This is a genomic window from Paraflavitalea sp. (assembly GCF_059502485.1).
In genome coordinates this window covers 1622224-1647753 of record NZ_JCACET010000010.1, presented here as the reverse complement: position 1 = coordinate 1647753, position 25530 = coordinate 1622224, and the positions used below count along the sequence as shown (strand labels likewise).

Annotated in this window: 20 protein-coding genes; 12 read left to right on the top strand and 8 right to left on the bottom strand. The window is 45.7% G+C overall.

Going from position 1 to position 25530, the window contains the following annotated elements; genetic code table 11:
- Window positions 1–61: 61 nt before the first annotated feature.
- Window positions 62–1138, bottom strand: coding sequence for a hypothetical protein (locus AC5JBY_RS23815; protein WP_495907165.1), 1077 nt, complete (start codon window positions 1136–1138; stop codon window positions 62–64).
- A gap of 370 nt (window positions 1139–1508) precedes the next feature.
- Here AC5JBY_RS23815 and AC5JBY_RS23810 point away from each other — a divergent pair, with 370 nt between their 5' ends.
- The 4 genes from AC5JBY_RS23810 to AC5JBY_RS23795 all read left to right on the top strand — a co-directional run bounded on the left by AC5JBY_RS23810 (window position 1509) and on the right by AC5JBY_RS23795 (window position 6638).
- Window positions 1509–1694 carry a hypothetical protein gene (locus AC5JBY_RS23810; RefSeq protein WP_495907164.1) on the top strand — a complete coding sequence of 62 codons (186 nt, stop codon included), beginning with the start codon at window positions 1509–1511 and terminating at the stop codon, window positions 1692–1694.
- Between the two features lie 300 nt (window positions 1695–1994).
- Window positions 1995–3644: a CTP synthase gene (gene pyrG, locus AC5JBY_RS23805; RefSeq protein ID WP_495907163.1), complete on the top strand. Its 1650-nt coding sequence runs from the start codon at window positions 1995–1997 to the stop codon at window positions 3642–3644.
- Between the two features lie 228 nt (window positions 3645–3872).
- Entirely contained in the window at window positions 3873–5699 is a 1827-nt protein-coding gene (yidC, locus tag AC5JBY_RS23800; protein ID WP_495907162.1) for a membrane protein insertase YidC, read from the top strand.
- Between the two features lie 285 nt (window positions 5700–5984).
- Complete coding sequence (locus AC5JBY_RS23795) at window positions 5985–6638, top strand: hypothetical protein (RefSeq protein ID WP_495907161.1); 654 nt, start codon at window positions 5985–5987, stop codon at window positions 6636–6638.
- A 30-nt stretch (window positions 6639–6668) separates the two neighbouring features.
- On the opposite strand, the gene AC5JBY_RS23790 is transcribed toward AC5JBY_RS23795, so the two are convergent.
- Window positions 6669–7013 (bottom strand): hypothetical protein, encoded by a 345-nt coding sequence (locus tag AC5JBY_RS23790; protein ID WP_495907160.1) that lies wholly within the window; start codon window positions 7011–7013, stop codon window positions 6669–6671.
- A 293-nt stretch (window positions 7014–7306) separates the two neighbouring features.
- On the opposite strand from AC5JBY_RS23790, the gene AC5JBY_RS23785 reads away from it, so the two are divergent.
- The 3 genes from AC5JBY_RS23785 (at window position 7307) to AC5JBY_RS23775 (ending at window position 10334) form a co-directional block, all read left to right on the top strand.
- Window positions 7307–8725, top strand: coding sequence for a tetratricopeptide repeat protein (locus tag AC5JBY_RS23785; RefSeq protein WP_495907159.1), 1419 nt, complete (start codon window positions 7307–7309; stop codon window positions 8723–8725).
- 104 nt (window positions 8726–8829) lie between these two features.
- A complete protein-coding gene (locus AC5JBY_RS23780) occupies window positions 8830–9600 on the top strand; it encodes a phosphosulfolactate synthase (RefSeq protein WP_495907158.1) in 771 nt (256 codons plus the stop codon).
- A complete protein-coding gene (locus AC5JBY_RS23775; RefSeq protein WP_495907157.1) occupies window positions 9600–10334 on the top strand; it encodes a shikimate dehydrogenase family protein in 735 nt (244 codons plus the stop codon). The genes AC5JBY_RS23780 and AC5JBY_RS23775 overlap by 1 nt, the downstream gene beginning before the upstream one ends.
- 35 nt (window positions 10335–10369) lie before the next feature.
- Here AC5JBY_RS23775 and AC5JBY_RS23770 read toward each other — a convergent pair whose 3' ends face one another.
- Genes AC5JBY_RS23770 through AC5JBY_RS23750 form a run of 5 tightly spaced genes read right to left on the bottom strand, consistent with a single transcriptional unit; the run spans window position 10370 to window position 13673 of the window.
- Window positions 10370–10801, bottom strand: coding sequence for an acyl-CoA thioesterase (locus AC5JBY_RS23770; protein ID WP_495907156.1), 432 nt, complete (start codon window positions 10799–10801; stop codon window positions 10370–10372).
- A 12-nt stretch (window positions 10802–10813) separates the two neighbouring features.
- On the bottom strand, window positions 10814–11737 hold the full coding sequence (locus tag AC5JBY_RS23765) for a hypothetical protein (RefSeq protein WP_495907155.1): 924 nt from the start codon (window positions 11735–11737) through the stop codon (window positions 10814–10816).
- Window position 11738: 1 nt separating this feature from the next.
- Window positions 11739–12317, bottom strand: coding sequence for an RNA polymerase sigma factor (locus AC5JBY_RS23760; protein WP_495907154.1), 579 nt, complete (start codon window positions 12315–12317; stop codon window positions 11739–11741).
- A gap of 54 nt (window positions 12318–12371) precedes the next feature.
- Window positions 12372–12962, bottom strand: coding sequence for an RdgB/HAM1 family non-canonical purine NTP pyrophosphatase (rdgB, locus tag AC5JBY_RS23755; protein ID WP_495907153.1), 591 nt, complete (start codon window positions 12960–12962; stop codon window positions 12372–12374).
- A 30-nt stretch (window positions 12963–12992) separates the two neighbouring features.
- Window positions 12993–13673, bottom strand: a complete 681-nt coding sequence (locus AC5JBY_RS23750; RefSeq protein ID WP_495907152.1) for a hypothetical protein — start codon at window positions 13671–13673, stop codon at window positions 12993–12995.
- 136 nt (window positions 13674–13809) lie between these two features.
- Here AC5JBY_RS23750 and AC5JBY_RS23745 point away from each other — a divergent pair, with 136 nt between their 5' ends.
- The 4 genes from AC5JBY_RS23745 to AC5JBY_RS23730 all read left to right on the top strand — a co-directional run bounded on the left by AC5JBY_RS23745 (window position 13810) and on the right by AC5JBY_RS23730 (window position 20173).
- The gene (locus AC5JBY_RS23745) at window positions 13810–14874 is read left to right on the top strand and encodes a branched-chain amino acid aminotransferase (RefSeq protein ID WP_495907151.1); all 1065 of its coding nucleotides are present in this window, start codon (window positions 13810–13812) and stop codon (window positions 14872–14874) included.
- A 116-nt stretch (window positions 14875–14990) separates the two neighbouring features.
- The gene (rpsL, locus tag AC5JBY_RS23740; RefSeq protein ID WP_054281116.1) at window positions 14991–15371 is read left to right on the top strand and encodes a 30S ribosomal protein S12; all 381 of its coding nucleotides are present in this window, start codon (window positions 14991–14993) and stop codon (window positions 15369–15371) included.
- A gap of 95 nt (window positions 15372–15466) precedes the next feature.
- Complete coding sequence (gene rpsG / locus AC5JBY_RS23735) at window positions 15467–15934, top strand: 30S ribosomal protein S7 (protein WP_495907150.1); 468 nt, start codon at window positions 15467–15469, stop codon at window positions 15932–15934.
- A gap of 333 nt (window positions 15935–16267) precedes the next feature.
- Window positions 16268–20173, top strand: coding sequence for a T9SS type A sorting domain-containing protein (locus AC5JBY_RS23730; RefSeq protein WP_495907149.1), 3906 nt, complete (start codon window positions 16268–16270; stop codon window positions 20171–20173).
- A 56-nt stretch (window positions 20174–20229) separates the two neighbouring features.
- Here the strand turns inward: AC5JBY_RS23730 and AC5JBY_RS23725 are convergent, their stop codons facing one another.
- Entirely contained in the window at window positions 20230–22857 is a 2628-nt protein-coding gene (locus AC5JBY_RS23725; RefSeq protein WP_495907148.1) for a S8 family peptidase, read from the bottom strand.
- Window positions 22858–23364: 507 nt separating this feature from the next.
- Between AC5JBY_RS23725 and fusA the strand changes: the two genes are divergently transcribed.
- Window positions 23365–25515, top strand: coding sequence for an elongation factor G (gene fusA / locus AC5JBY_RS23720; protein WP_495907147.1), 2151 nt, complete (start codon window positions 23365–23367; stop codon window positions 25513–25515).
- Window positions 25516–25530 lie beyond the last annotated feature (15 nt).

Genomic DNA, 25530 nt, shown 5'->3' with positions numbered 1-25530 from the left:
AGTTACACATAAATCGTCCATCTTCAGGGTGAGTACTTGCTTAAGTGCTCACCTTTTTTTATTAGTAAAACTTTCCGTTCTCGATATCGACCTGGAAGGCACGGAGGTTGACGAGGCGCTTTTCGTATTGTGAAAATTCATTGGCGCCTGCTGAAGCCAGCATAACCGGCAGGCCCATACCTGCAATGACCGGCATACGCAAGCCCAGTGTTTCCATTGACGCCGATCCATAAAATTCCCAGGTCTTGTTCTGGTTGTACAGTGGAAAGAAGTTGGAGCCCATTCTGATAAAGACAGTATGTCCATCGCTAAAGCCCCATATATTTTTTTTAGCGTAGTACTGTCCATCTTTTTCTTTTACATAAACTACATCGGCCAGTGATTCGAATCTTACCTGGAAATCGGTGCAGGAGGGATGGCTGCTTTTGAATTCATTGTATGATAGGTAAACTCCTTTTGCTGGTTGTGGCAATGCAGGGGCGTTTGTATACTGGTTGTTGAATGCGTCGATGTCGGTTTGTGTCAGTTTTCGCTTGTTGAGTACGCGTGCATAATCGATGCGACTGAGTGTTTCCAGTCCTTTTACAAAGCTGGATGCAATGAAGCCGCCGGAGGTATAGCTGTTGGTCTTGCGTACATAGATCACAGAATCCATGCGGTAAATCGGGTGGTATGTTTCTTTTGTCTGGAGGTATATCTCTGCTTTGAGGTATAGCCAGGCATTGCGCACATGGGTATTGTGGAGGTTCAGTTCTGCGGAGTCGAATTCGGACAGCCATAATTTTTTTACATAGATCACCAACTTGTCGCCGGAGGTGGACGTGAGGTTGTTTTTGAAATGATTGTTTAAAAACGCTGTGAGTTCATCGGCTGTGTTGGATGCAAAGCGGTATTTGTAGGAGCGCCTGTCTTTGGTAGAGCGGTAAAATCCCAGCTTGGTGGTATCAGGACGTATGTCTCTGATCTCAATGGCTGAAAAGGGCAGGGCTATTGTTTGTTCGTTGTTATCCGCCAACGGGTAAATGACTTTGTACCTGCTTTTATTAGATGGAGATAGCTCTGTTGTTACTTTGTTTTGTGCAAAGCTGGTTATTGACAGCAGAAGGGTGCCGGCAATAATTGTAATCAACCTGTTCATGCGAAATAATTAAAGCAGTTATGAAATGAGTGCAGGGCTCATCCACAGGCTAATTGATTTTGAACGGTTCTTGTAAAGGGAGAGAGGATCAACAGGAGGGTATACATTCTATCTGATCCTAAAGTACAAAACTTACCTTGAATTCGCCAAATTTCTGGCCTCAGTGTGTTAAATATAATATAGCTGCGTGATATTACCCGTATAAGGTCGAGATACCCATAAAAGGCAAATATTATTCGTAAAAAATTCGTTGCCAGCCACGTATTCATACGGAAATGTCAATAAATCCTGTTTCAAGCCTTGCTTATGAAATAAAAATTGCCTTACTTCGTTTTAGAATTTACCTTTAATTCCCTGATCCAATTTTACTATGAAAAGTGAGAGGTTTACTTTATTCGTCTTACTGGTAGAGATTATCGTGATTGGTGTATTACACACCGCCAAAACCAGCCGGCCTCAGACGCCCATCCAAACTGCTGTAACTACAGAGCAAAAGCCGCCTACGCAGGCTACTTATCAATGGAATAATAATTTTACCCTTATCAGATTGAAGTAGCTATCCGACAGTTTTTCCACATTATCATTTCGTGATTTTTGCCAGCTAAAAAATTGCTGTATCTTTGCATGACCTTCAGGAAATAATTATATCCCCTAATGTGGTTTTCCGCTGGTCAGTAACCGAACTGGTTCAATAATCAAGCAAAAAAGTAGTACGCCAGATAATGCAGACATCGATGTACCCCTGTTAATCCATTTGGCAGGGACCCTCAACGATGTGTGTGTGGCTTATTGTTTTGTACCTGTGTCCTAAACCAAAGCAGCTGATAATATTGTAAACTGATTATAACCATATATTATGGCCAAGTACATTTTTGTTACAGGAGGCGTAACTTCTTCATTAGGTAAAGGGATCATTGCCGCATCTTTAGCGAAGCTATTGCAGGCAAGGGGTTTAAGGGTAACCATTCAAAAATTCGATCCTTACATCAATGTTGACCCTGGTACGCTGAATCCCTACGAGCATGGGGAGTGTTATGTTACTGAGGATGGTGCCGAGACTGACCTGGACCTTGGTCACTACGAGCGTTTCCTGAACATTTTTACCACGCAGGCTAATAACGTTACTACCGGCCGTATCTATCAAACTGTTATTAACAAGGAGCGGGAAGGCGCTTTTCTCGGTAAGACGGTGCAGGTAATCCCGCACATTACTGATGAGATCAAGCGCAGGATGTTGTTGCTGGGCAAGAACAATGAGTATGATGTAATCATTACCGAGTTGGGTGGTACTGTGGGTGATATTGAAAGTCTTCCTTTTATCGAGGCGCTGCGCCAGTTGCAATGGGAGCTGCCTGAGGAGGATACTGTGGTGGTTCACCTGACGCTTATTCCTTATTTGAAGGCTGCTAAAGAATTGAAAACCAAGCCTACTCAACACAGTGTGAAGATGTTGAGCCAGGAAGGTGTTCACCCGGATATCATTGTGTGCAGAACTGAAAGGCCGTTGTCGCCCGATCTGCGCCGTAAAATTGCGCTGTTTTGTAATGTGAAGGCGGAAGCGGTGATCGAAGCTGCTGATGCGCCTACTATTTATGAAGTGCCATTGGCCATGATGCGGGAGAAGCTGGACCTCATTTGTATGAAGAAGCTGAACCTGAAGCTTACCAATGAGCCTGATCTTCATCGCTGGAAGGAATTCCTCGATAAATTGAAATATCCCAAGAGCCAGGTTACTATTGGCCTTATTGGTAAATATATCGAGCTGCAGGATGCTTACAAGTCCATCCTGGAGGCTTTTGTTCATGCCGGCGCCATCAATGAATCTAAAGTGCAGGTTGTCAACGTGCACAGTGAGTTCATTACTGAGGATAATGTTGCTGAAAAGCTCGCTAATCTCGATGGTTTGCTGGTTGCTCCCGGCTTTGGCCACCGTGGGGTAGAGGGTAAGATCATTGCTGTGAAGTATGCCCGCGAAAATAACCTGCCTTTCTTCGGTATTTGTCTTGGTATGCAGATGTCGGTGATCGAATTTGCGCGGGATGTGCTCGGTTTGCAGAAAGCTCATTCCACTGAAATGGATCTTAATACCCCTGATCCGGTTATAGACCTGATGGAGGAGCAAAAGAAGATCACTGCCAAGGGTGGTACTATGCGTCTTGGTTCTTATACCTGTCAAACGCTGGAAGGCAGTCTGGCCCGTCGTATTTATGGCAAGGAAATGATCACTGAGCGTCACAGGCACCGTTGGGAGTTTAATAACCAATATCTTACACGTTTTGAGGAGGCAGGTATGGTTGCCAGCGGTAAGAATCCGGAGAGTGGTCTGGTAGAGATTGTTGAGTTGCCTAGGCACCCCTTCTTTATCGGTGTTCAATACCATCCTGAACTGAAAAGTACGGTGGAGAACCCACATCCGTTATTTGTGCACTTTATTAAGGCTGCCAAGGATTATGCTGATCAGAAGAATGCTGTGAAGAATCCTTTGTTGCAGAGTGAAATGATATAATTAGCTGAAGTCAGGTGTTCTGCGTTCAGCTTCAATAGCCGGGAGTCAGTTTATTGCTGATTCCCGGCTTTTTTGTAACAAGTGGCCCCGGACGGCGACATATGTGCAGGTTATCTGACTTTCCTACTTCCGGTTGCAGGCTCTCGATTCTTGCTCCAGACTCTGAACTCCCGACTCAGGACTGACCCAGATTCCCCTATCTTTGCACCTCTTCTAAATTTTGTACTAATGAACATGGATCGCAATACGATCATTGGCTTTGTATTACTGGCGGGCTTATTATTCGCTTACCTGTTTATCTCCACTAAAAATTCTCATGATCTACAGGGGCAGCGCCAACATTATGAGGATTCTGTAGCCCGTGTAAAAAGGGCGATGGATTCCGTTGCAGCTATTGCTCAAAAGGATACTACTATCAAGGCTATTCTGGGTAATGACAGCCTTGCAAGAATTACTCAAGGCGTAGAAAAGCTGGTTGTTGTAGAAAATGAAGTGCTTAAAATTACTTTTTCCAATAAGGGCGGTCAGCCGGGTAAAGTAGAGCTTAAGAAATACAAATCTGTTGATAGCAACCTGGTGGTGCTGAACGGTCAATCTTTCGATAAGATATCTTACCGGGTCAATGCCGGTTCTCAAAATTCTGCAGAGGTCGCTGATCTTTATTTTCTTGGTGGCGATGTTGTAAAGAATGCTGATAACAGTCAAACTATCACTTTCCAGATGCCGCTTTCCAATGGTACACTGGTGCATAAGTTTACTGTGCGGCCTAATGATTACCTGATCGACTGGAATGTGCAACTGGGTGGGGCTGATAAATTGTTGACGCAGGGTGCTTTCAACCTGACCTGGCAGGATCAGCCAACCCAGCATGAAAGTGATGTGAAGTATGAGCGTTTGCAAACTAATATCGGTTATTACTCTGATAATGATTTCGACTATATCATGTCGAAGACTGAGAAGAAGCTTGACAAGCAAGTGCAATGGGTATCTGTATCTCAGCAATTCTTCAACACCACGTTGATTGCCAAGAATGGTTTTTCTTCTGCCGATATCAAGTGGTTAAGGCATGTTGATTCTACCAACAAGATCGCTGATGTAACGACTTCTTTGCAGACTAAACTGCCCTTGGGTGCTGATGCTGCTTTTCCAATGCAGCTTTATTATGGTCCTAACGATTACCGCATTCTGAAAAGTCAGCCGGTACCGGAAATGGATAAGATCATCAACCTCGGCCGTGACTTGTATACTTTTGTGCGCCCCATCAACAAGTATATTGTGATGCCGGTGTTCAATTTCTTTGATAGTTTCATCGGCAGTATGGGTGTGGTAATTTTGCTGCTGACGTTATTCATCCGTTTGCTGACTTCTCCATTGATGTATCCAGGTTATCTTACCAGTGCGAAGATGAAGATCTTAAGGCCTGATCTGGCTAAGCTGAAAGAGAAGTATCCTGATCAGCAGCAGTTTGCTATGGAGCAAATGAAGTTTATGCGTGAGGCGGGTGTTAATCAATTTGCCGGTTGCTTACCCAGCTTGTTGCAAATTCCTATCTTCTTTGCGTTGTATAGTTTCTTTAACTCCAATATCTCTCTGCGTGGTGAAGAATTCCTGTGGGCCAAGAACCTGGCGTCGTATGATGTGTTGTTCCAGTTTAATTTCGAGATCTGGGGATTGGGTAATCACATTAGCTTGTTTACCATTACGGCCTGTCTTACCAGCTTTTTGATCTCTTTCTATAACATGGCTTCTACGCCTGACCAGGGCAACCCAGCATTGAAATACATGCCTTATATCTTCCCGTTTGTTCTGTTGTTCGTATTCAATAAACTGCCGGCGGCTTTGACATGGTATTACACTGTGTCGAACATCATTACGTTGTTGCTGCAGTTTGTGATCCAGAACTACATTATCAACCACGATAAGCTGGTAGCGAAGATCGAAGAGACGCGCAAGAAGCCGAAGGCAAAGTCCAAATGGGCGGAGCGCCTGGAGCAAGTGCAGGAGCAGCAAAGGAAGATGCAGGAAGCGAAGGCAAAGCAGCAGGGGAAGAAGTAGTTGAGAGTTGATATGTTGAAAAGTTGATAGGTTAAAAGGTTTAAAAGAGATACTACTACGAATCAAGTGTTCAACAATATGACCGGCTGGTACTTCCAGCCGGTTTTTTATTGGGTAGTTTCTTTTCTTATTAACTTACCAACTTGTTAACTTTTATACTTTCTATTCAAGTATTTCGTTAAAAACCAGGCTAATAGTGCCTTAAATTGGCCGGTTGTTATTATTTTAGGCAACGGTTTTCAATACTTGTCTCGTCTTTATGACATCTGATCAACCCGGATAAACATGAAAAAGTATATTGGTCTTTTCACGCTGAACCTGCTCCTGCTGCTGACAGCTATGGGGCAGAAGAAGGTTTCTGAGCTGACCCTTGTGTATGATGCTTCTATTTCTTCTGGCAGCAAGGAACCTAAAATGGCTGATGCGCTGGATGGTGCTACGACTACTGTTTATCTCAAGGGTAATATGAGCCGCACGGAGATGGTGAGTGCACTTTTTTCTTCCACGACTATTCATGATTCTAAAGCTGGTACTGCTGTGATCTTACGGGAAGTAAGTGGTCAGAAGATCCTGATCAGGATGACAGCCGACAACTGGTCTGAGAAAAATAAGCGGTATAATGGGATGACGTTTACCGACACCAAGGAGACCAAGTCGATTGCTGGTTATAATTGTACGAAGGCCGAGGCCAAGCTGGCTGACGGCACTACTTTTACTGTTTATTATACTACCGATATAATCCCCGAGAATAAGGATTACGACTCTCAGTTCAAAAACCTGAACGGCCTGCCCCTGGAATATGAGCTGGTTCAGGGTAAACTTACCATTAAATACACCGTGTCAAAGATCAACCTAAACCCGGTGCCTGCCTCTAAGTTTGACATACCAAAGAGTGGCTATCGTGAGTTGACCTACGACGAAAGCAAGAAGATGAATTAATGACTTTTAATGATCTTTTAATCGTAAAGCTTACTTATGAAGCTTTATTTTAAGATCTAAGAGGTTGAGATTTGACTTAAACGTAGGTTTAGTGTTCATCTTTACCTGCTGTGGCAGCATGTAAACTGTACTGCCTCTTTGGTAGGTAACTACCGTGTTGTAGGTGATGAAATTTCTGCTACGTTCGCTGCTGAAGATGTGACTTCCTGCGTAGGAAGGTCCAGCTTTTAACGTGAAGCCATTAGTGGTTCTAATGGGCGTGTAGATTGGTTTTAGCGGCGTCTCTGACTTCTTCTTACCACCACCGCTGCTGGCTACTGCCGCAAGCGCTACCGCCCCAATCATCGCACAACTGATGAGGGTCTTTTTAAGCATGTGGTTAAGTTTAAGTGTAGAGTTTGCCTTCATATCTAACGCAAAAATAGTTAAAAAATTTTAGAAACCTTTAACCGATCATCCCAAAGATTATAATCTCTTTAACGATTAGAGATGTCGAATTGTTAGTATTTCCATAAAAATGACACTGCTTTTTTGGAGAATGTTGCATGTTAACGTTAAAATATTCTAAATCAATGACTTTGTTAATCACTTATTAACATGATGTCAATAAGAAAAAATTGGTATGGTTCCATGAAAAAGCTATTTTACATAAACCTTTGCTTAAATACATGAGAGACAATCCATCACGTAATGACAATGAGGAACTTAGGGAGTTGGTGAAGCAGTTTCAAAACCTTAAGTCAGGCCGCAGTCACTCTTTCCTGGACGAGGAAGCGTTTGAGCGAATTATTGACTATTTCGACGACCGGGAGGATCTGCAACAGGCATTGGAAGCTGCCGAGTTGGGTATCGAGCAATACCCGTATTCGGCCATGTTACTCATCAAAAAGGCTGACCTGCTCATTGCCACCCGCCACTATCATGAGGCGCTGCGTATTTTGCAGCATGCCGAGTTGCTGGACAGCAACGATATCAACCTTTATATATTGAAGACCGACGCTTTCCTGGCGCTTGACCAGCAGGAGAAGGCGGTGGAGTTGCTGGAAAACGCGCTGCAGCTTTTTGAAGGGCAGGAGCGTATCGAGTTGTTGTTCGAGCTGGCCGACGTGTATGACGATTACGAAGAGTTTGATAAAATATTCGATTGCCTGAAGCTGATCCTTGAGCAGGAGCCTAACAATGAGGAGGCACTGTATAAGATCTGCTTCTGGACCGACTTTACTGGTCGTAATGAGGAGAGTATCCGCCTGCACCAGCAGATCATCGAGGAGTACCCGTATAGTGAGCTGGCCTGGTTCAACCTGGCGGCTGCCTTCCAGGGGCTGAAGCTCTACGAAAAGGCTATCGATGCCTATAAGTACGCGATTGTTATTGACGAGAAGTTTGATTACGCTTACCGTAATATGGGAGATGCTTATATCCGGATGCGTAAGTATAAGGATGCTATCGAGGTGCTGGAGAAGGTGTTGGAGCTTTCAAGGCCCGAAGATGTGATCTATGAGGCTATTGGTCATTGCTACGACCGGATGAAGAATTTCGCGCAGGCAAGGTTTTATTATCGTAAGGCTTCGCACCTCAACGTTGAGGATAGTAAGCTGCATTATAAGATCGCCTGTACTTATATTAATGAAGCGCAGTATACTACTGCCATCAAGCACCTGGAAACTGCTTTATCGATCCATCGCATGCAACCTGAGTATAATATGGCGATGGGTGAATGTAAAATGCAGCTGGGTGAATTCAAGGAAGCTATTCAATATTTTTCCAATGTGGTGCGTCAGCGTCCACGGAATATCTCCAGTTGGGAGGCACTGATCCGTTGTCTGTATAATGGCGAGTTTTATGAAGAAGCGCTTGAACAGGTGAAGGCGGCGATCAAGATGACGGAAGGCAAACCGCTCTTTCTCTTCTATCTATCAGGTGTTTATTTTGCACTTGGTAAGGTAAAGGAGGCTTTATTACAGCTGGAAAATGCCATGAGCGTAGCTCCCAAAATGGTAAAGAAGCTGGTTCAATTGAATCCTGCTATCCTACAGCACCAAATGGTGGTGGATGTGGTAGCGCGCTACAAAAAAAACAAGTCATAACAGCCAACTGAAATTCAGACAAAGGAACCGGGGCAGCGCAAAATTTATCTCTTTCCCCTATTTTTGCGGCTGCTTTTGAAAATCCTAATAGTAAAATCCAGCGAATGAATTTCAACCTCTCTCAGATGCCCGATAGAAACTCTAAGCCTCGTACCAACGGTATTACGATGGTAATGGACAAGGGTCTTAGTATTCCTGAAGTGCATAATTTCCTGAGTGTATCCGGCCCACATGTAGATATCGTGAAGCTGGGATTTGGGACTTCTTTCGTCACTCCCAACCTGCGTGAGAAAATAGAAGTTTATCAATCCTACAATATTCCCATTTATTTTGGTGGTACTTTGTTCGAAGCTTTCCTGGTGCGCAACCAGTTCAATGACTATATCGAGGTTTGCAAAGACTACGGTATTAAATATATGGAAGTGAGTGATGGATCCATCACTATTCCTCATGCCGAGAAATGTGGTTATATTGAAAAGCTTACCAAGCACGCTATTATCCTCAGTGAAGTAGGTAGTAAAGATGCTGCTCATATCATTCCTCCTTATAAGTGGATCGAGTTGATGCGTGCCGAGCTGAATGCCGGTGCTACTTATGTGATCGCTGAAGCGCGCGAAGCGGGTAACGTGGGTATCTATCGTGGCAGTGGTGAAGTTCGCGAGGGGCTGGTTCAGGAGATCCTTACTCAAATTCCTGGTGAGAAAATCCTTTGGGAGGCTCCTCAAAAGGCACAGCAACTGTATTTCATCGAGCTGCTGGGATGTAATGTGAACCTTGGTAATATTGCTCCTACTGAAATGATCTCTCTTGAAGCGATGCGTGTTGGCCTTCGTGGCGACACTTTCAGTTTATTCCTTAATAAAGAAGAAGCATAATGAAACTGTTTGGGCTGATCGGTTTCCCGTTAAGCCACTCTTTTTCCCAGAAATTCTTTACTGACAAATTCAGGGTAGAGGGTATTGCTGGTTGTACGTACCAGAATTTCCCCCTTGAAAATATCGATGCTTTGCGGGAGGTGCTGGCGCAGCATCCACATCTTGCAGGGCTCAATGTGACTATTCCTTATAAGGAAAAGGTGATCCCTTATTTGCATCATCAAAGTGATGTGGTAAAGCAGATCGGCGCCTGCAATTGTATCAAAATAGTGAATGGTGAATTGCATGGTTACAATACTGATGTAACGGGCTTTGAGGAGTCGCTCAGGCCGTTGCTGGAAACGCATCACCGTAAGGCGCTGGTGCTGGGCACTGGTGGCGCTGCCAAGGCTGTTCACTTTGTGCTGGAGAAGCTGGGTATCATTTTCCTGGAGGTGTCCCGTAATCCTTCTTCCGGCCGGCAGATCAGTTATGAGCAGCTGACACCTGCTGTGTTAAACGATCATACGCTTATCATCAATACTACTCCGGTGGGCATGTATCCTAATGAACATGACTGCCCGCCTTTGCCTTATTCGGATCTCACTCCACGTCATTATTTGTTTGACCTGGTATATAACCCGGCTAAGACTTTTTTTCTCCAAAAAGGGGAGGAGCAAGGGGCTGCGATCAAAAACGGGTCTGATATGCTGGTGATCCAGGCTGAAGAGAGCTGGAGGATTTGGAATAGCTGATCCTTCGCGACCCTTCGACGGGCTCAGCGTGACATTTACGATTGAAGTTTTACTTTTACTTCTTCTGGTATGGCGGCTACTTTTTTCTTTGCATAGTCGTAACAAACCATGCCTGTTTTGGCGGCGGCTACCAAGACTGTCTTTTCACTTGTTTCTTTTTCCAGTTTGTAGTAGAGCTCAAATGCTATTTTGGAGAATTCGGTGGCTACTACCGATACTTTTACCTGGTCGGCATAGAATAGTTCGTGTTTGAACTCAATGCCTACATCGCTCATGATAACTCCCAGGCCGGCCATATCCAGTTCGCCATAGCCATGGTGTTGCATGAACTGCACTCTTGCTTCGTGTATGATGGAAAGGATGGTATCGTTGCCGACATGTCCGCCATAGTTGAGGTCTGTGATACGGATGGGTATGGTTGTCGTAAAGGTGAATTGTTCGGGAAGGTCGACTTTGATGCGTGCCATGAATATTTGTTCTTATTGTTCTTCTATCAGCTCTTTCAGTGTCAGTATATCCAGGAAGTTGTTGGCTGTGGGTGCGAAGGATGCCTGCTGCATGAGTTTTGAGCGCCATTGGCTGAAGCGGCTTTTCCATATATTGTTTTCCCGTATCACTGCATCGAAGTATTCGGCCGGATCGGTAGCTGCATTCAGGTCGGTCAATACCGGCAGGAATTTGGCGGAGATGCGTGTTTGTTCTCCGTTGGGGCAAGTGATGATGATGTAGTTGTTATCGTGTGTAATGATCAGGCTTTTGTCCATGATCACATTGCCGCTGGCATCTTTGATGAGTGGGGCTTTAATTCCATTGCGTAGGGTCGTGACCTGGGCACGCAAGCCATCTATTTCCGCATGTTGAATATCTTCCATGGGATCTATCTCTGGCATGGTATTGCTCACATAATTGGCGTTCAATGCTTCGGTGACATTTACGCGGCGGGCAACATTAATGGTTGTACGACGGCGGCCTCCAATGGATGCATCGATAGCTGGCAGCGAAGGTTGTACCGGCAGATCGTTATTGATGGTGGTATTATTACCAGGTGTTGTCGGTTCCTGTGTGCGTTGCACAATGTTCGTATTATCCGGAGCGCTGTTTAGGAAGTTCCAGGTGAGGAAGCCTACTATGGCCAATACAGCTGCCGCTATGGCCACTTTGCGAAAGGGCAGGCGGATCACTTTGGCGGGTGCTTCCTGGGGTGCTGGTGTGATCTGGAGGGCCAGTGCAATATGATCCCAGGCAGCGGATGGGGGTGGTGTTTCCCAATCGTATAGTTTTTCTGCGATCTTACTTTCGCTGGCATCAAATTCTGTATCGAGGCGGGTGCTAATAGTATCCCACGCGCCAGGTGGCGGTGCTGCTTCGAGGTTGAGGAGGATATGTTGTACGTTAGCAGACATATTAGCGGGTAAAGGACTTTTTTGTATCGCTTAAGTATTGCGTGATCTTCTTTTGTAATATCGACTTGGCCCGTGCCAATTGCGACTTGCTGGTTCCTTCACTGATACCCAACATTTCTCCGATCTCTTTGTGTGAGTATCCTTCTACTACGTACAGGTTGAACACTGTGCGGTAGCCGGGTGAAAGTTCCTGGACAAGGTTTATGATATCTTTTTCTGCCAGGCTGTCGAGTGCTGTTATATCCGCATCTTCTATTGTATTTTCTTCTTTTTCACTTACGCTGGATAGCTGGGCCGTTTTTTTACGGAAGTGTTCAATAGAGGTGTTTACAAACACTCTTCTGACCCATCCTTCAAATGACCCTTCTGCCCGGAAGCGATGCAGGTTTTTATATACCTTGATAAATCCTTCCTGCAAGAGGTCCTGGGCATCATTTGTATTATTGGCATAGCGCAGGCACACGGCATACATTTTAGGGGCAAACCTGCGGTACAGTTCTTCCTGCATACGCCTATCGCCCGCAATACTGCCCTTTATCAAGTCGGATTCAGAGATGTTATAGTTGCTTTTTTGATCCAAATTTTAATATAATAATATGAATTGTGAGGTCGGGCTGTTATTCAACAGGCCATATTAAGCTTGTTGCACCACTTGCTGCAAAAAAGAAACCAGCTTGTCTGCCGCCTTTTTCCGGTGGCTGTACTGTCCTTTTTCCTCCAGGGTCATTTCGGCAAAAGTACGGGTACTTCCTTCCGGAACAAAAACAGGGTCATATCCAAAGCCTCCGGTCCCTTTTTTATCGTGGATAATTGTCCCTTCACAAATGCCTTCAAACAGGTATTCCTGATCGCCCCACAATAAGGATATTACGGTACGGAACCGGGCTGTGCGTTGGGGATTATCTCCCAGTTTGCCCAGCAATTTTTCAATATTCTTATCGAATGCTTTGTCTTCTCCTGCATACCGGGCGCTTTTTACGCCTGGTTCTCCATTCAACGCGTCTACTTCCAGGCCAGTATCTTCACTGAAGCAATTTTTACCGGTCAATTGCTGTATGGTGCGGGACTTCTGTGTGGCATTGGCCTCAAGCGTATCGTAGGGCTCGGGGATATCAATGTCGATACCTGCTTCTTTGAGGCTGATCACCGTAATCTGGTGGCCGATGGCTGCCTGTATTTCCTGCACCTTGTGGGCGTTGTTGGTAGCGAAAATAAGTGTAAGCAATGTGTATGGTTTGTTTTTTAGGCTTTTGTTCTATACTCCGAATATCTTCTTCAGGTTATCCCACAGTCTCCGCTTCAACAGTTTTCCTTCTTCAGATTCCTGGTTCAGTTCTTCCAATGATGGGGTGTACAGGTAGGTTGTTCCTGCGTATTCCTGGGGTTTGAACATGGGGAAGGAGAGGGGCAGGCCTGTTTCTTCGGGGCTGATGCCGAATAAGAGGACCTGTTTGGGGTATAATTGCTCTTTCAGCTGATTAATCTCTACTTTCCGACTGGCATCGTTGACAATGGCAACATCGCCCAGGTTGAGTTTGCAGGCGCCCAGCATCTTCGTGAGTAGTTGCAGGTGTTGCTCCGGCAGGAATGCTTCTCCGTCAAACTGTACGATGATGGCCACGTGTTGCTGGTTTTTGCCCAGGAACTTGTAGGCGCCGGTGTCGGCCGTTGCCGGTTGTGCCGTTGGTTTCACTGCTGGTGCAGTGGGCTGTATTGTTTCTACGGGTGCTGTTGCGGCGGTAGTGACCGGCGGGTTCGAATCCTGTCTTCCCGGCGTAGCAGCAGTAGTTGCTGCTTTCGCTTCAACTGGCGCTGGCGCTGACTCGGGCGCGAATGTTACTCCGCCTTCCACGGCTTTTCCTTCTCCCTGCACTACGGCTTTTTTGTAGAGCCCGGCAATGACTACTCCCGGCAATTGTATATTAAAGGCTGACATAATAATATTATTTAATAGCTTCTGTACTTCAACTTTCCTTGACTTATGTCGCACTAACAATTGTTAGCAATTTATGCCTGGATTTTTTGCAGGCAAAAACTTTAATTGTTTCTTTGTGGCTCAAAAATACTGGATTATGATCGATGCTTATAGTATACCTGTGACAAAAATTGAGCGGAGTAAATTGAATGATATTCCATTGGAAAACATTCCTTTCGGTAAATATTTCACTGACCACATGCTGGAGGCTGATTATGAGAATGGTGAGTGGAAGAATGTGGAGATCAAGCCTTACCAACCACTGGTACTGAGCCCTGCCCTGGCTTCTTTGCACTATGGTCAGGCTATTTTTGAAGGTATCAAGGCTTACCGTAATGATGATGGTGAGGCTTATATTTTCCGTCCCCAGGATAATTTCAAGCGTTTTAATATATCTGCTACGCGCATGCAAATGCCGGAAGTGCCTGAAGAGCTTTTTATGGAGGGTATGCGTCAACTGATCCAACTGGATAAGAACTGGATCCCTGCCAGAAAGGATCACTCTTTGTATGTGCGCCCTTTCATGTTTTCTACTGATGAGGTGATTGGTGTAAAGGCTTCCGATACTTATAAATTCATGATCATCCTTAGTCCGACGGGTCCTTACTATTCAGCACCTGCGCGGATCTATGTAGAAGAAAAATATACGCGTGCCGCTCCGGGTGGTGTTGGTTATGCAAAGGTGGCCGGTAACTACGGCGCCAGCATGATGGTGACTGCTGAGGCCAAGAGCAAGGGTTATGACCAGGTGCTGTGGACTGATGCTGTTGAGCACAAGTATGTCCAGGAGATCGGTACCATGAACGTGTTCTTCATTGTGGGTAACAAGGCGCTTACGCCTGACCTGGGTGCCGGGACGATCCTGAACGGTGTGACCCGCGCCAGTGCGATCACCATTTTACGAGAAATGGGGTTGACGGTGGAGGAAAGGCCTGTGAATATTGAAGAAATGATCGAAGCTTATAAGGCTGGCCAGCTCCGGGAGGTATTCGGCACCGGTACGGCTGCTACTATTTCGCCTATTAAAGAGCTGAAATACAAGGATTTTGTGATGACCTTCAACGTAGATGCGTGGACAACTGCGCCTGAAATGAAGCGTCGTTTGGATGATATCCGTGAAGGAAGAACGGCTGATAATCATGGCTGGATGTACAAGATTTAGGGCTTTTTGCAGGAGTTATCCACATAATCAGGGAGAATTCTTCAAAATTTCAAGTAAGATTTGGTATTTAATGGGCTGAGGTTTACCTTTGCCCTCCCAAAAATAAAAGGTTCAGAATGCCTACAATTCAACAATTGGTAAGAAAAGGAAGAGAGATCATCAAGGCCAAGAGCAAGTCAAGGGCTTTGGATAGCTGTCCGTTCCGTCGCGGTGTTTGCACCCGTGTATATACAACTACTCCCAAAAAGCCTAACTCGGCTTTGCGTAAGGTAGCTAAGGTACGTTTAACGAATAAGGTAGAGGTGATTGCCTATATACCCGGTGAAGGACATAACCTGCAGGAGCACTCCATTGTGTTGGTTCGTGGCGGTCGTGTAAAGGACTTACCAGGTGTACGTTACCATATCGTACGCGGTAGCCTTGATACTGCCGGTGTGAAGGATCGTAAGAAGAGCCGTTCTAAATACGGTACTAAACGTGAAAAGGCTAAGAAATAATAATCGCGTATTACGCGGATTGTTAAGATTTCACAGATAAAAAATACAAGGATAGACCGGCCAAATCCGGTTAATCCATCAAATCAGCGATAACAATGAGGAAGACTAAAGCCAAAAAAATTGCCCCGGCTCCAGACGCAAAATATAATGATGCACTGGTTACCCGTTTTGTAAACAACCTGATGTGGGAGGGCAAAAAGAATACGGCATTTACCATTTTCTATGATGCTATGGATCGTATTTCCAAGCAAACCGGTGAGAATGGTTATGAAATATGGAAAAAAGCTTTATCCAACGTTACTCCGGCGGTAGAAGTACGCAGCCGTCGTATCGGTGGTGCTACTTTCCAAATTCCTGCTGAGGTACGTGCAGACAGGAAGATCTCTCTGAGCATCAAGTGGCTCATTCGCTACACCCGCGACAGGAATGGTCGTAGCATGGCTGAAAAGCTGGCTAACGAAATCCTGGCTGCTGCCAAGGGTGAAGGTGGTGCTTTCAAGAAGAAAGAAGATACGCACCGTATGGCTGAAGCCAACAAGGCTTTCGCTCACTTTAAAGTATAATCTGCCCGGCAGATCATCATATTCAAAGGCCATCCCATATATGGGATGGCCTTTTTCATGCTCCAACATATCAAGTTATTCACATTCATGTTACGCCTTCGAAAATTTAATCTTCCGCCAGGAAGGCTCTCCTCAGCAGACCTAAAGCTGCTCTTAATCAACGGTTCTGTGCATAATTAAATGGGTTTATGTGTTTCGGATTGGTACATGACAAATGTCATTTTATTAGCAACTTATCCATACTGGCTTGCATTAATGCCTAAAACCTATTTACTTTATCCTGTATTTATTGAGATCATATCCTATAGAAAAATAATCCGAAATCGTACCCTAATGAAGAGCCTGTTGAAACTGACGCGCAGGGGGCTTCTTGTAATTCCCCTACTTATCCTGCATCCGCTTATTGGGTGGACCCAGGATTGTTCTACACTTAATTTTACCGTTACTACCACGGAGTCGCGATGTATTGCCACGGGCGGCATCAAGGTGAATATCACCGGAGGTTCCGGCAGTTATAACATTAAAGTAACGGGACCTGTCTCCACCGCTTATACTTCTTCTACCAACATTACCGGTCTTTCGGCTGGCGCCTATGTGGTGAGTGTAAAAGACATCAGCACCAATTGTGTGATTGATAAGTATAATGTAGTGGTGCCTGGTACTTATGCCGATCCGCGGTTTGTACTGACTAAGACCGATGTGACCTGTATAAACGGTACCGATGGTACCATCAGTGTGGCGGGTATGCAGTTTGGCCGATCCCCATTTACTTATACTCTTGTAGCGCCTTCTCCTGTCGGAGTAGGCACTACCAATTCTACGGGTACCTTTACCGGTCTGATTGCTGGTGAGTATGCTGTGCAGTTGAAGGATTCCTGCGGTGGTCAACAGACGCGCCGCGCTACTATTCTCAACTACCAGTGGTGGATCGATGGTGTGACGGTAGCCAAAGTTGGTTGCGACAGTGCCCAGGTGACGGTGAAGTTGAAAGACAGTAAGGGTAATACCACCGGCTTCAGTGGTTTCAGTTATGGTGTGGTAAGAGCGGCAGGTGATACTGTATGGTCTTCCAACAGTAATTTCCGTTTTTACCTTGGTAATAAGCGTTCGGTAAAGGTGGTTATCAAAGACCCTTGCGGAACCATGCAGGTTACCAACTGGGTTGACCCCAACGTACCTACTGTGAATGCCAATGTGAATACTTCGAACTTTACGTGTAACACTTTCAATGCTACAGTAACTGGTCAAAACAATCTTACTAACCCTATTTACAGATTATATAATAGCAGCAATGTATTGATTTCTACTAATTCTACTGGTTCTTTTACTGGTCTCGCTTATGGCAATTATTGTGTTGACGTACGAGACAATTGTTACGATACTACTATCAGACGTTGTTTTTCAGCTACCAGGCCCAAACCCGCATTGGGTAACAACGTCAATATCTCCAACAGGGTGTGTGCCACTTTTTCTGCTACCATAACCGGGCAAACGAATCTTACGAACCCGACTTATGAGTTGTATAATAGCAGCAATATCCTGATCGGTACCAATACGAATGGTGTGTTCAATACCATTCCTTATGGCAGCTACTGTATCAAAATGAAGGATGGTTGTTATGATACGACCATTACCCGTTGCTTTACTGAGACTGCGCCGAAACCATCGGTAGGTCTTAATATTGGCACCAGCAATGTGGGTTGTAATACTTTCACTGGTAGTGTGCAAGCTCAATCTAATCTTACCAATCCGCAGTACTGTTTATATAACAGCAGTAATGTGCTGATTGGTTGTAATACCATCGGTACGTTTAACAATCTGGCGTATGGTACAAATTATTGTATCCGCATCAAGAATGATGTGTGTTATGATACTACTATCACCCGTTGCTTCAATGTGCCAAGGGCGTTGCCCAGTGTTGGTAACAATCTTAATCTTACGCAGAACTGTAGCAGCTTTAACGTGAGCGTAAATGGTCAGACCAACCTGAATAATCCCAACTATTGCCTGTATAATTCAAGTAATGTGCTGGTAGGTTGTAACTCTACGGGTCAATTCAATAACCTGCCTTATGGTTACTATTGTATGCGTATCAGCAACGATCCTGGCTGTTATGATACAGTTATTGTGCGGTGTTTTGAGCCGGTAAGGCCGAAGCCTTCTCTTTCTTCTGTTGTGAATATCAGCAACAAGGGTTGTGATGGCGTAACGGCCAAGATCTCTGGTTCAAATCTGACCACGCCTAAGTATATTTTGTATAATTCGCTGAATCAGCCTATTGACAGTAATACGAATGGTACGTTCAATAATGTGCCTTATGGTTATAACTGTATCAGGGTGAGGAATAGTTGTTATGATACGCTTATGGAAAGGTGCTTTACGGTAAATCGTGATGTTCCTTCTGTAACGAACGTATCTATCACCAACAAGGCTTGTTCTGGGTTTGATGCCCGGGTAAATGGTCAGAACAACCTGAAGAACCCTGTGTATAATGTTTATGATACGCTTGGAAATCTGAAGGCTACCAATGGTACGGGCATTTTCTATAACCTGCCTTATGGTTATTATGATGTGAAAATCAAGGATACCTGTTATGATACGGTGATCGTTCGCCGCTTCAATGCTGATCCTGTTCCGATCGATATTGGTGTATCGGCTATGGAGTCCTGTACTTTTGGTACTACCGATGTGCGGGTAACGTTCAATACGGGTAATGCTCCTTATCGTATCGATGTACTGAACCCTGTGGGTGTATTGGTAACGTCTGTGACGTCGGCTACCAGTCCTGTAATGATCAATGCGCTACCTCCGCTTAGTGGTGGTCAGCAGTATAAAGTGATCGGTATCGATAATTGTAATGTGCGTGATACTGCGTTGGTAACACCGAAGCCCAGTATTGTGAACAAGACGAAGTTCGTGAAGTCGAAATGTCCGTCGGGCGCCTGGGAAAATGGTGCTACTGATATTGACATCGATGTGAACTCCAATATGGGTGTGGTGACACCGGTGATCATCAAGAAGAACGGCAATAATGTTACGATCAACTTTACTTCGAATGTAGGTTCTTCGTTCAAGTTCGTTGACCTGGAGCCTGCTGTTTATATCATGCAGTATAGTGTGCCCAGTTGTACGGGTAAGCTTTATGATACCATCGATGTGGTGCCTTATAGCTTCCCGGGTCTGCAACAGTCGGCTGCTTACCAGTGTGATAACAACAACTTTAGTGTAGGTGCAGCGGTAACTGGTGGTACTGGACCTTTCAATTATGAAGTGATCGGTAGTGTTCCTGCTTCGCCGAGTATTATTACATCTGGTCAGACGAGCCCTGTATTTACCATTACCAATGGTGTTCAATACTCTCTGGTTCGTTTGCGTGCGGTGGATGCCTGTGGTAATGCGACGCTGAATGACGTAAACATTCTGCCGCTGGCTAATACGATCATTTATGCCAGCTCGGATTGTTATTATCAGAATATCGACCTGCATGTGGATTCAACTGCCAATGCGAATTACAGGTGGTTTAAGAAAACAAGTGCTACGGATAGTTTGTTGGTGAGTACTACCACTTCTTATAAGATACCTTATCTGTTGCCTTCCGATACAGGTATGTATGTTTGTCACATGTCGGTGAACAATGGTTGTTTGACCAAGCTGTCTTACTTCCATGTGTCTGGTATGTGTAGTGGTACGCTGCCAGGCCAGGTGAAACTGTCGGGCAAGGAACTTAACGGTGCTGTTCAGCTCAACTGGGTGACGCAGCAGGATGTAGATACTAAGGAATACATTGTTGAGCGTAGCAATGCCGGTAATGGCCAATATGTTGCTATCGGCAGTGTAAACTCACGACAATCGGGCAACCGGAGTATGTATGCCTTCACGGATGATGCACCGCTGCAGGGTACCAATTACTACCGACTTCGCATTGTGGGCAAGGATAATCAAGCTATCTATAGTAATGGCATTTCTATAAAAATGGCCGCTGTTCATAGTATTACGGTTTATCCCAACCCTGTGAAGCAGGTATTGAACATCTCGCTGTTGTCTAAGTCGCAGGAGAGCTACCGGTTATCGCTGTTCAGCAATACTGGTCAGCTGGTTCATGAGCAATTGGTTAAAAATGTGCAACAGACTACCATTCAATATCACCGTTCATCGCAGGTGAAGAGTGGGGTGTATATGTTGCGCATCACTGCGCTCAACAGCCAGGAAACGTATGTTTATAAAGTAATCTTTGAATAAACTCTTTTTTGAGGTTTAAAAGAACAAGAGGCCCCGTGAGAACGGGGTTTTTTGTTTTAATATACCAGGATGCTGCCCGTTTGTTCTCTCTTTCCTTCTTTGCGGATAATGTAGAAGTAGGCGCCTTTTTGCAGGGCTCGTAATGGTAATCTTTCGTGTAGCTCTTGCAATCGTCTGTGAAGAACCTGTTGGCCTGAGGTGTTGTATAAGGTGAGGGTACTGTTGCCTGGTGTGGCGGTGAGTATGTTGAGGAGGGAACTTCCGGCAACGGGATTGGGAAAGAGGATGTAGGTGGCTTCGCCGAAGTTGTATACTGTTTCGGGCTGGCTATAAATAACTGAGCCATCGGTGCGCTGGATCTTGAGGCGATAGGTATTAACGCCCCGTTGCAGGTTGTTATCGGTTAATTCATATTGCAGGCTGTTAACCGGCTCCACGGTTTGTGAAGTAGCATAGCCTGTAATGCCCAACTTCTCCACTATGATCTTTTGTATGGCATAGCGTGTGCCTAATTCGATCTGCAGGCTGGCTGTATTGTTGACGAGATCGGCGAGGAAACTTTTGATGTAACAGCTTACTCCTTGTGTTGTATAATCGAAGGTATAGGCTTTCATGGCGGTATAGCCCCCAGTGAATAATGGCGCCACAGTGAAATGTAAGGACGGGCTAACTGCCTTCTTCAACACAATTGCCGTATCGTTGGTGATGACCAATGGGGCGAGGTATTGATTGGCGAGGCTGTAAACCATAAACCTATCGACTCCGGCAGGCTTGTTCCAGGTGAGTAAGAATGAATCGGGACAATTGAATCCTGTGGTTGCTCTTAATCTTGTTGATATGGTGAAGGTATCGGATATAAAGGATTGGCTGCCGGTGGTTATTTTCAGCAGGGCAGTGGTATACCTGTCCGGAGCGGACCAGGTGTAGTAGCCTTTCGTAAGGTCTACATCATTGGCGATCTGTTGCCATTGATTGCCGCCATCAGTAGAATAATCGAGCCGGGCAGGTTGTGGGTTGTTGAAGGTTGCGGACCAACGCAAGGTATTGTTTTCGCCTGTGCGTATGTAATCGGCTTTAACCGGATAGTACCAGTGAAAGCGGTCGGCGGTGTCGAGGTGCCAGGCAACAGCAAATGACTGTGTGCCGGATGGTATATCGTATCCCTTTATCTGTATAGTATATGTGCCTGGCGCTGGATTATCTACTGTGATCTGTTCATTGTTGTTCAGGCTGTCTCTTTTTCTTGCAGGTAATTGTGCTAATGCAGCAGCATTGGCTGCGTGGTTCAATACCCAGGGTTGCCAACGTTCTCCCGTGGTTGTATTTACCAGTTCGAGGTCTATGTCGTTGATCAAGGCTTTGGGGGTATTGGGTGTGGCTGGTTGATCGTACCAGCACAATGTTATTTTGAGTTGTTTTATACCTGCCGGAATAGTGAGTGGGATGTTTTGTGTTTGTGTCTGACTAATGCTACCGGTTGTGTGCTGATCCTGTTGTGCTGCTTCAACAGCTTTGATTGCGTTTACACTTCCGTAGCCTGTTTGAAAGTCGATACCTGGTGTTGCGATGTCATCGGCAGTGTTGAGTAGTATAGTTTTTACCAGTGTGGCTGATGGTAATGATCCTGTTTTATTCTTGCAGGCTTGTTGTATCAACAGGGCAATGCCGGAAGTTATGGCTGCGGCACCTGAGCTGCCATCTACGCCAAATGCTACGAGTTCGGGTTTTACCCGGCCATCGTAAGCGGGGCCTTTAGAGCTTAATGCCTCTGGTTGGTACAGGCCATTGATGGCGCCCACGGTGATCATGTTCTTGCCCATCTTGAAACTGCCCGTGATATTGGCATAATTGGGAATGCTTGTATAGGGGCCTTGTGTGCTGGCTTGGTTGCCGGCATTGCCAGCGGAGAAAATGTGGAGTAGTGATGGGTTGACAATGCTGCTGGCATCGTAAGCGGCGGCATCGGCGCCGTAATAGTTTTCAATGCCGGTGCCATAGGAGTGGTTTTGTACGGTGATCTGGTATTGCTGGTAGGCGCTGTTGGCATCGGGCAGGAGGGTGGCAAAATTGGAGGAGCTAAGGGTGGCCGCCCAGGCGGCGCCCCGGCCGGTGTGGTCGCTGTTTCCTCCTCCACCCATGATGGTGCTCATGATGCCCGCATGCTGGGTAATGTCGGGTGAGCTCAAAGGGGTGGGCAGGAACCTGCCTTTGAAGTCGATATCAGTGGTGTCGGGTTTATTTTCCTTAACGGAGACCGTCAGTCCGAGGCCATTGAGGGAGGGGTACCGGCCATACGCTGTATTGACCTGGTTGGTGGTGTTGTCCATCGTGTTGATGGCCTGTTCTTCCCGGGGCTGGCGGGGCTGATCGACAAAGGTCACCCAAGGAGCCTGCAATATTTTGTTTATCAATATTTTATGAGTTGTCTGGATCACCAGCAGGTTCGTAGGCGTGTATACTGCGGTTATCTTTACCGGCAGTTGTTGTTGGACCAGGAAGGTTTTAAAGGCTGTGGTATCGGTAACTGTGAGCCACCAGGTGGACGTGGTATCGGGTTGTGCGGTGCTTTTTAATGAGAGCAGGCGGGGGGAGAGTTTGGCACGCAGTAAACTATTGTCTGGTTGTTGAGCATTGATAACCAGACAAATGCAGCAGCAGATGGTCAACAGGATACTGTTTCTCATGTGACAAAGGCTAATGGTCCTTAAATGTAACTGTTTTTTGGCTTTGGCCCACGTTTTCAGTATATTGTGTAAGGATTGTTTTATGTATGCGTTCTATGTACAGTAATCCAATTTTAAACAGGCTTATATTGATCAAACCCTTGTCTGTAAAGGGTTTGCCAATTGAAATGAATACATTTCCGCGTCCAGCCTGCATTTGAGGCCTGTTGTCTTACTATTCCCTTACTACTGTCTTACTATTGCCTTACTATTGTCTTGCCTTTACTGTGGAGCATCTATGGAAATGCTATGGCGGAGCTATGGGAGATATATGGGAAGACTATGGGAGGGATATGAAGGGGATGGTACTTTGTATGGGCATATTCGGGGCCTGTGGGCCTGTTTTCCACATTTAATCTTTTGATCTCCTTGAATCTGATTTTTCCGGTAGTTTTTGCTTACCTTTGCGCACTTATTTTCAGGGTATTTTGCCCTGTACACAATTAAACAGTAAACAACAACAAAGTCATGGCAGACTTACGATTACAGAGAAACTTTGGTATTGCGGCGCACATTGATGCCGGTAAAACCACAACTACGGAGCGTATCCTGCGCTATACCGGTATGATCCACAAGATTGGTGAGGTGCACGATGGTGCGGCTACTACCGACTGGATGGAGCAGGAAAAAGAAAGGGGTATCACTATTACCTCTGCTGCTGTTAGCTGCCAGTGGAATTTCCCTACCGTAAAAGGTAAGGCCGATGCTAACACTAAAAAATATTATTTCAATATCATTGATACTCCAGGCCACGTGGACTTTACTGTAGAAGTAGAGCGTTCTATGCGTGTTCTGGACGGTCTGATCGCCCTGTTTTCTGCGGTTGACGGTGTAGAGCCTCAATCTGAGACTGTTTGGCGCCAGGCTAACCGTTATAAAGTTCCCCGTATCGGTTTCGTTAACAAAATGGACCGTTCCGGTGCTGACTTCCTGATGGTGGTTAAGCAGGTAAAAGAAATGCTCGGCGCTAAAGCCGTTCCTCTTCAATTGCCTATCGGTGCAGAAGATGATTTCAAGGGTGTGGTTGACCTGATCAAGATGAAGGGTATCATCTGGCACATGGAAACTGAAGGTATGACTTTCGACGAGATCCCTGTTCCTGCTGATATGCAAGCTGAAGCTGAAGAGTGGAGGCAGAACCTGATCGAAGCGGTGGCTGAATATGATGACAAGCTGATGGAAAAGTTCTTCGATGATCCTAACACGATCACTGAGGAAGAAGTACACGAAGCTATCCGTAAGGCTACTATCGATCTGAGCATCGTTCCGATGATGTGCGGTTCTTCTTTCAAGAACAAGGGTGTACAAACTGCACTGGATGCGGTTTGCCGTTACCTGCCTTCTCCTGTAGATATCGACGATACTGTAGGTACCAATCCTGATACCGGCGAACAAGAAACGCGTAAACCTGATCCTAAAGCGCCTTTCGCTGCATTGGCCTTCAAGATCATGACTGACCCCTTCGTAGGTCGTCTGGCATTCTTCCGGTGTTATAGTGGCCACCTCGATGCCGGTTCTTATGTATTGAACGTAAGAAGTGGTAAGAAAGAGCGTATCAGCCGTATCATGAAGATGTTTGCGAACAAGCAAAACCCTATCGATTTCATCGAAGCTGGTGATATCGGTGCGGCTGTAGGTTTCAAGGAAATCAAGACCGGTGATACGCTGTGTGATGAAGATCATCCGATCACTTTGGAAAACATGTTCATTCCTGAGCCTGTAATCGCGATCGCTGTTGAGCCTAAAACTCAGGCCGACGTTGATAAAATGGGTATGGCTATTGCCAAGCTGGTAGAAGAAGATCCTACACTGCGTGTAAATACTGATGAAGATACCGGTCAAACCATCCTTCGTGGTATGGGTGAGTTGCACCTGGAGATCATCATCGACCGTATGCGTCGTGAGTTCAAAGTAGAAGTAAACCAGGGTGCTCCCCAGGTTGCTTATAAAGAGGCGTTCCGCAAATCTGTTGAACACCGTGAGATCCTGAAGAAGCAAACGGGTGGTCGTGGTAAGTTTGCGGACATCATCTTCGAACTCGGGCCTGCCGACGAAGAGTGGCTGACAGCAAACCCTAAAGAGAACCTGCAGTTCGTGAATGATATCTTCGGTGGTTCTATCCCCCGTGAGTTCGTTCCTGCTATTCAGAAAGGATTCCAACAATCTCTGGGTACTGGTGTATTGGCCAGCTATCCTGTTGAGAATGTTAAGGTTCGCGTATTCGATGGTAGCTTCCACCAGGTTGACTCTGACGCCATGTCTTTCGAGCTTTGCGCCAAGCAAGGTTTCCGTGAAGCGGGCCGTAAGGCACAACCAGTTCTGCTGGAGCCTATCATGAAGGTAGAGGTTATCACTCCTGATCAGTACATGGGTGATGTGACTGGTGACTTGAACCGTCGTCGTGGTATGCTGGAAGGCATGGACAGCCGCGGTGGTGCACAGGTTATCAAAGCTAAAGTGCCTTTGAGCGAAATGTTTGGTTACGTAACTCAATTGCGTAGCTTAAGCTCTGGCCGTGCTACTTCTACCATGGAGTTCAGCCACTATTCTCCTGCACCTAACAACATCGCTGAAGAGGTGATTGCGAAGGTGAAAGGCAAGATGAAAGTGAGCGAATAAGCGATATCAAAGTCT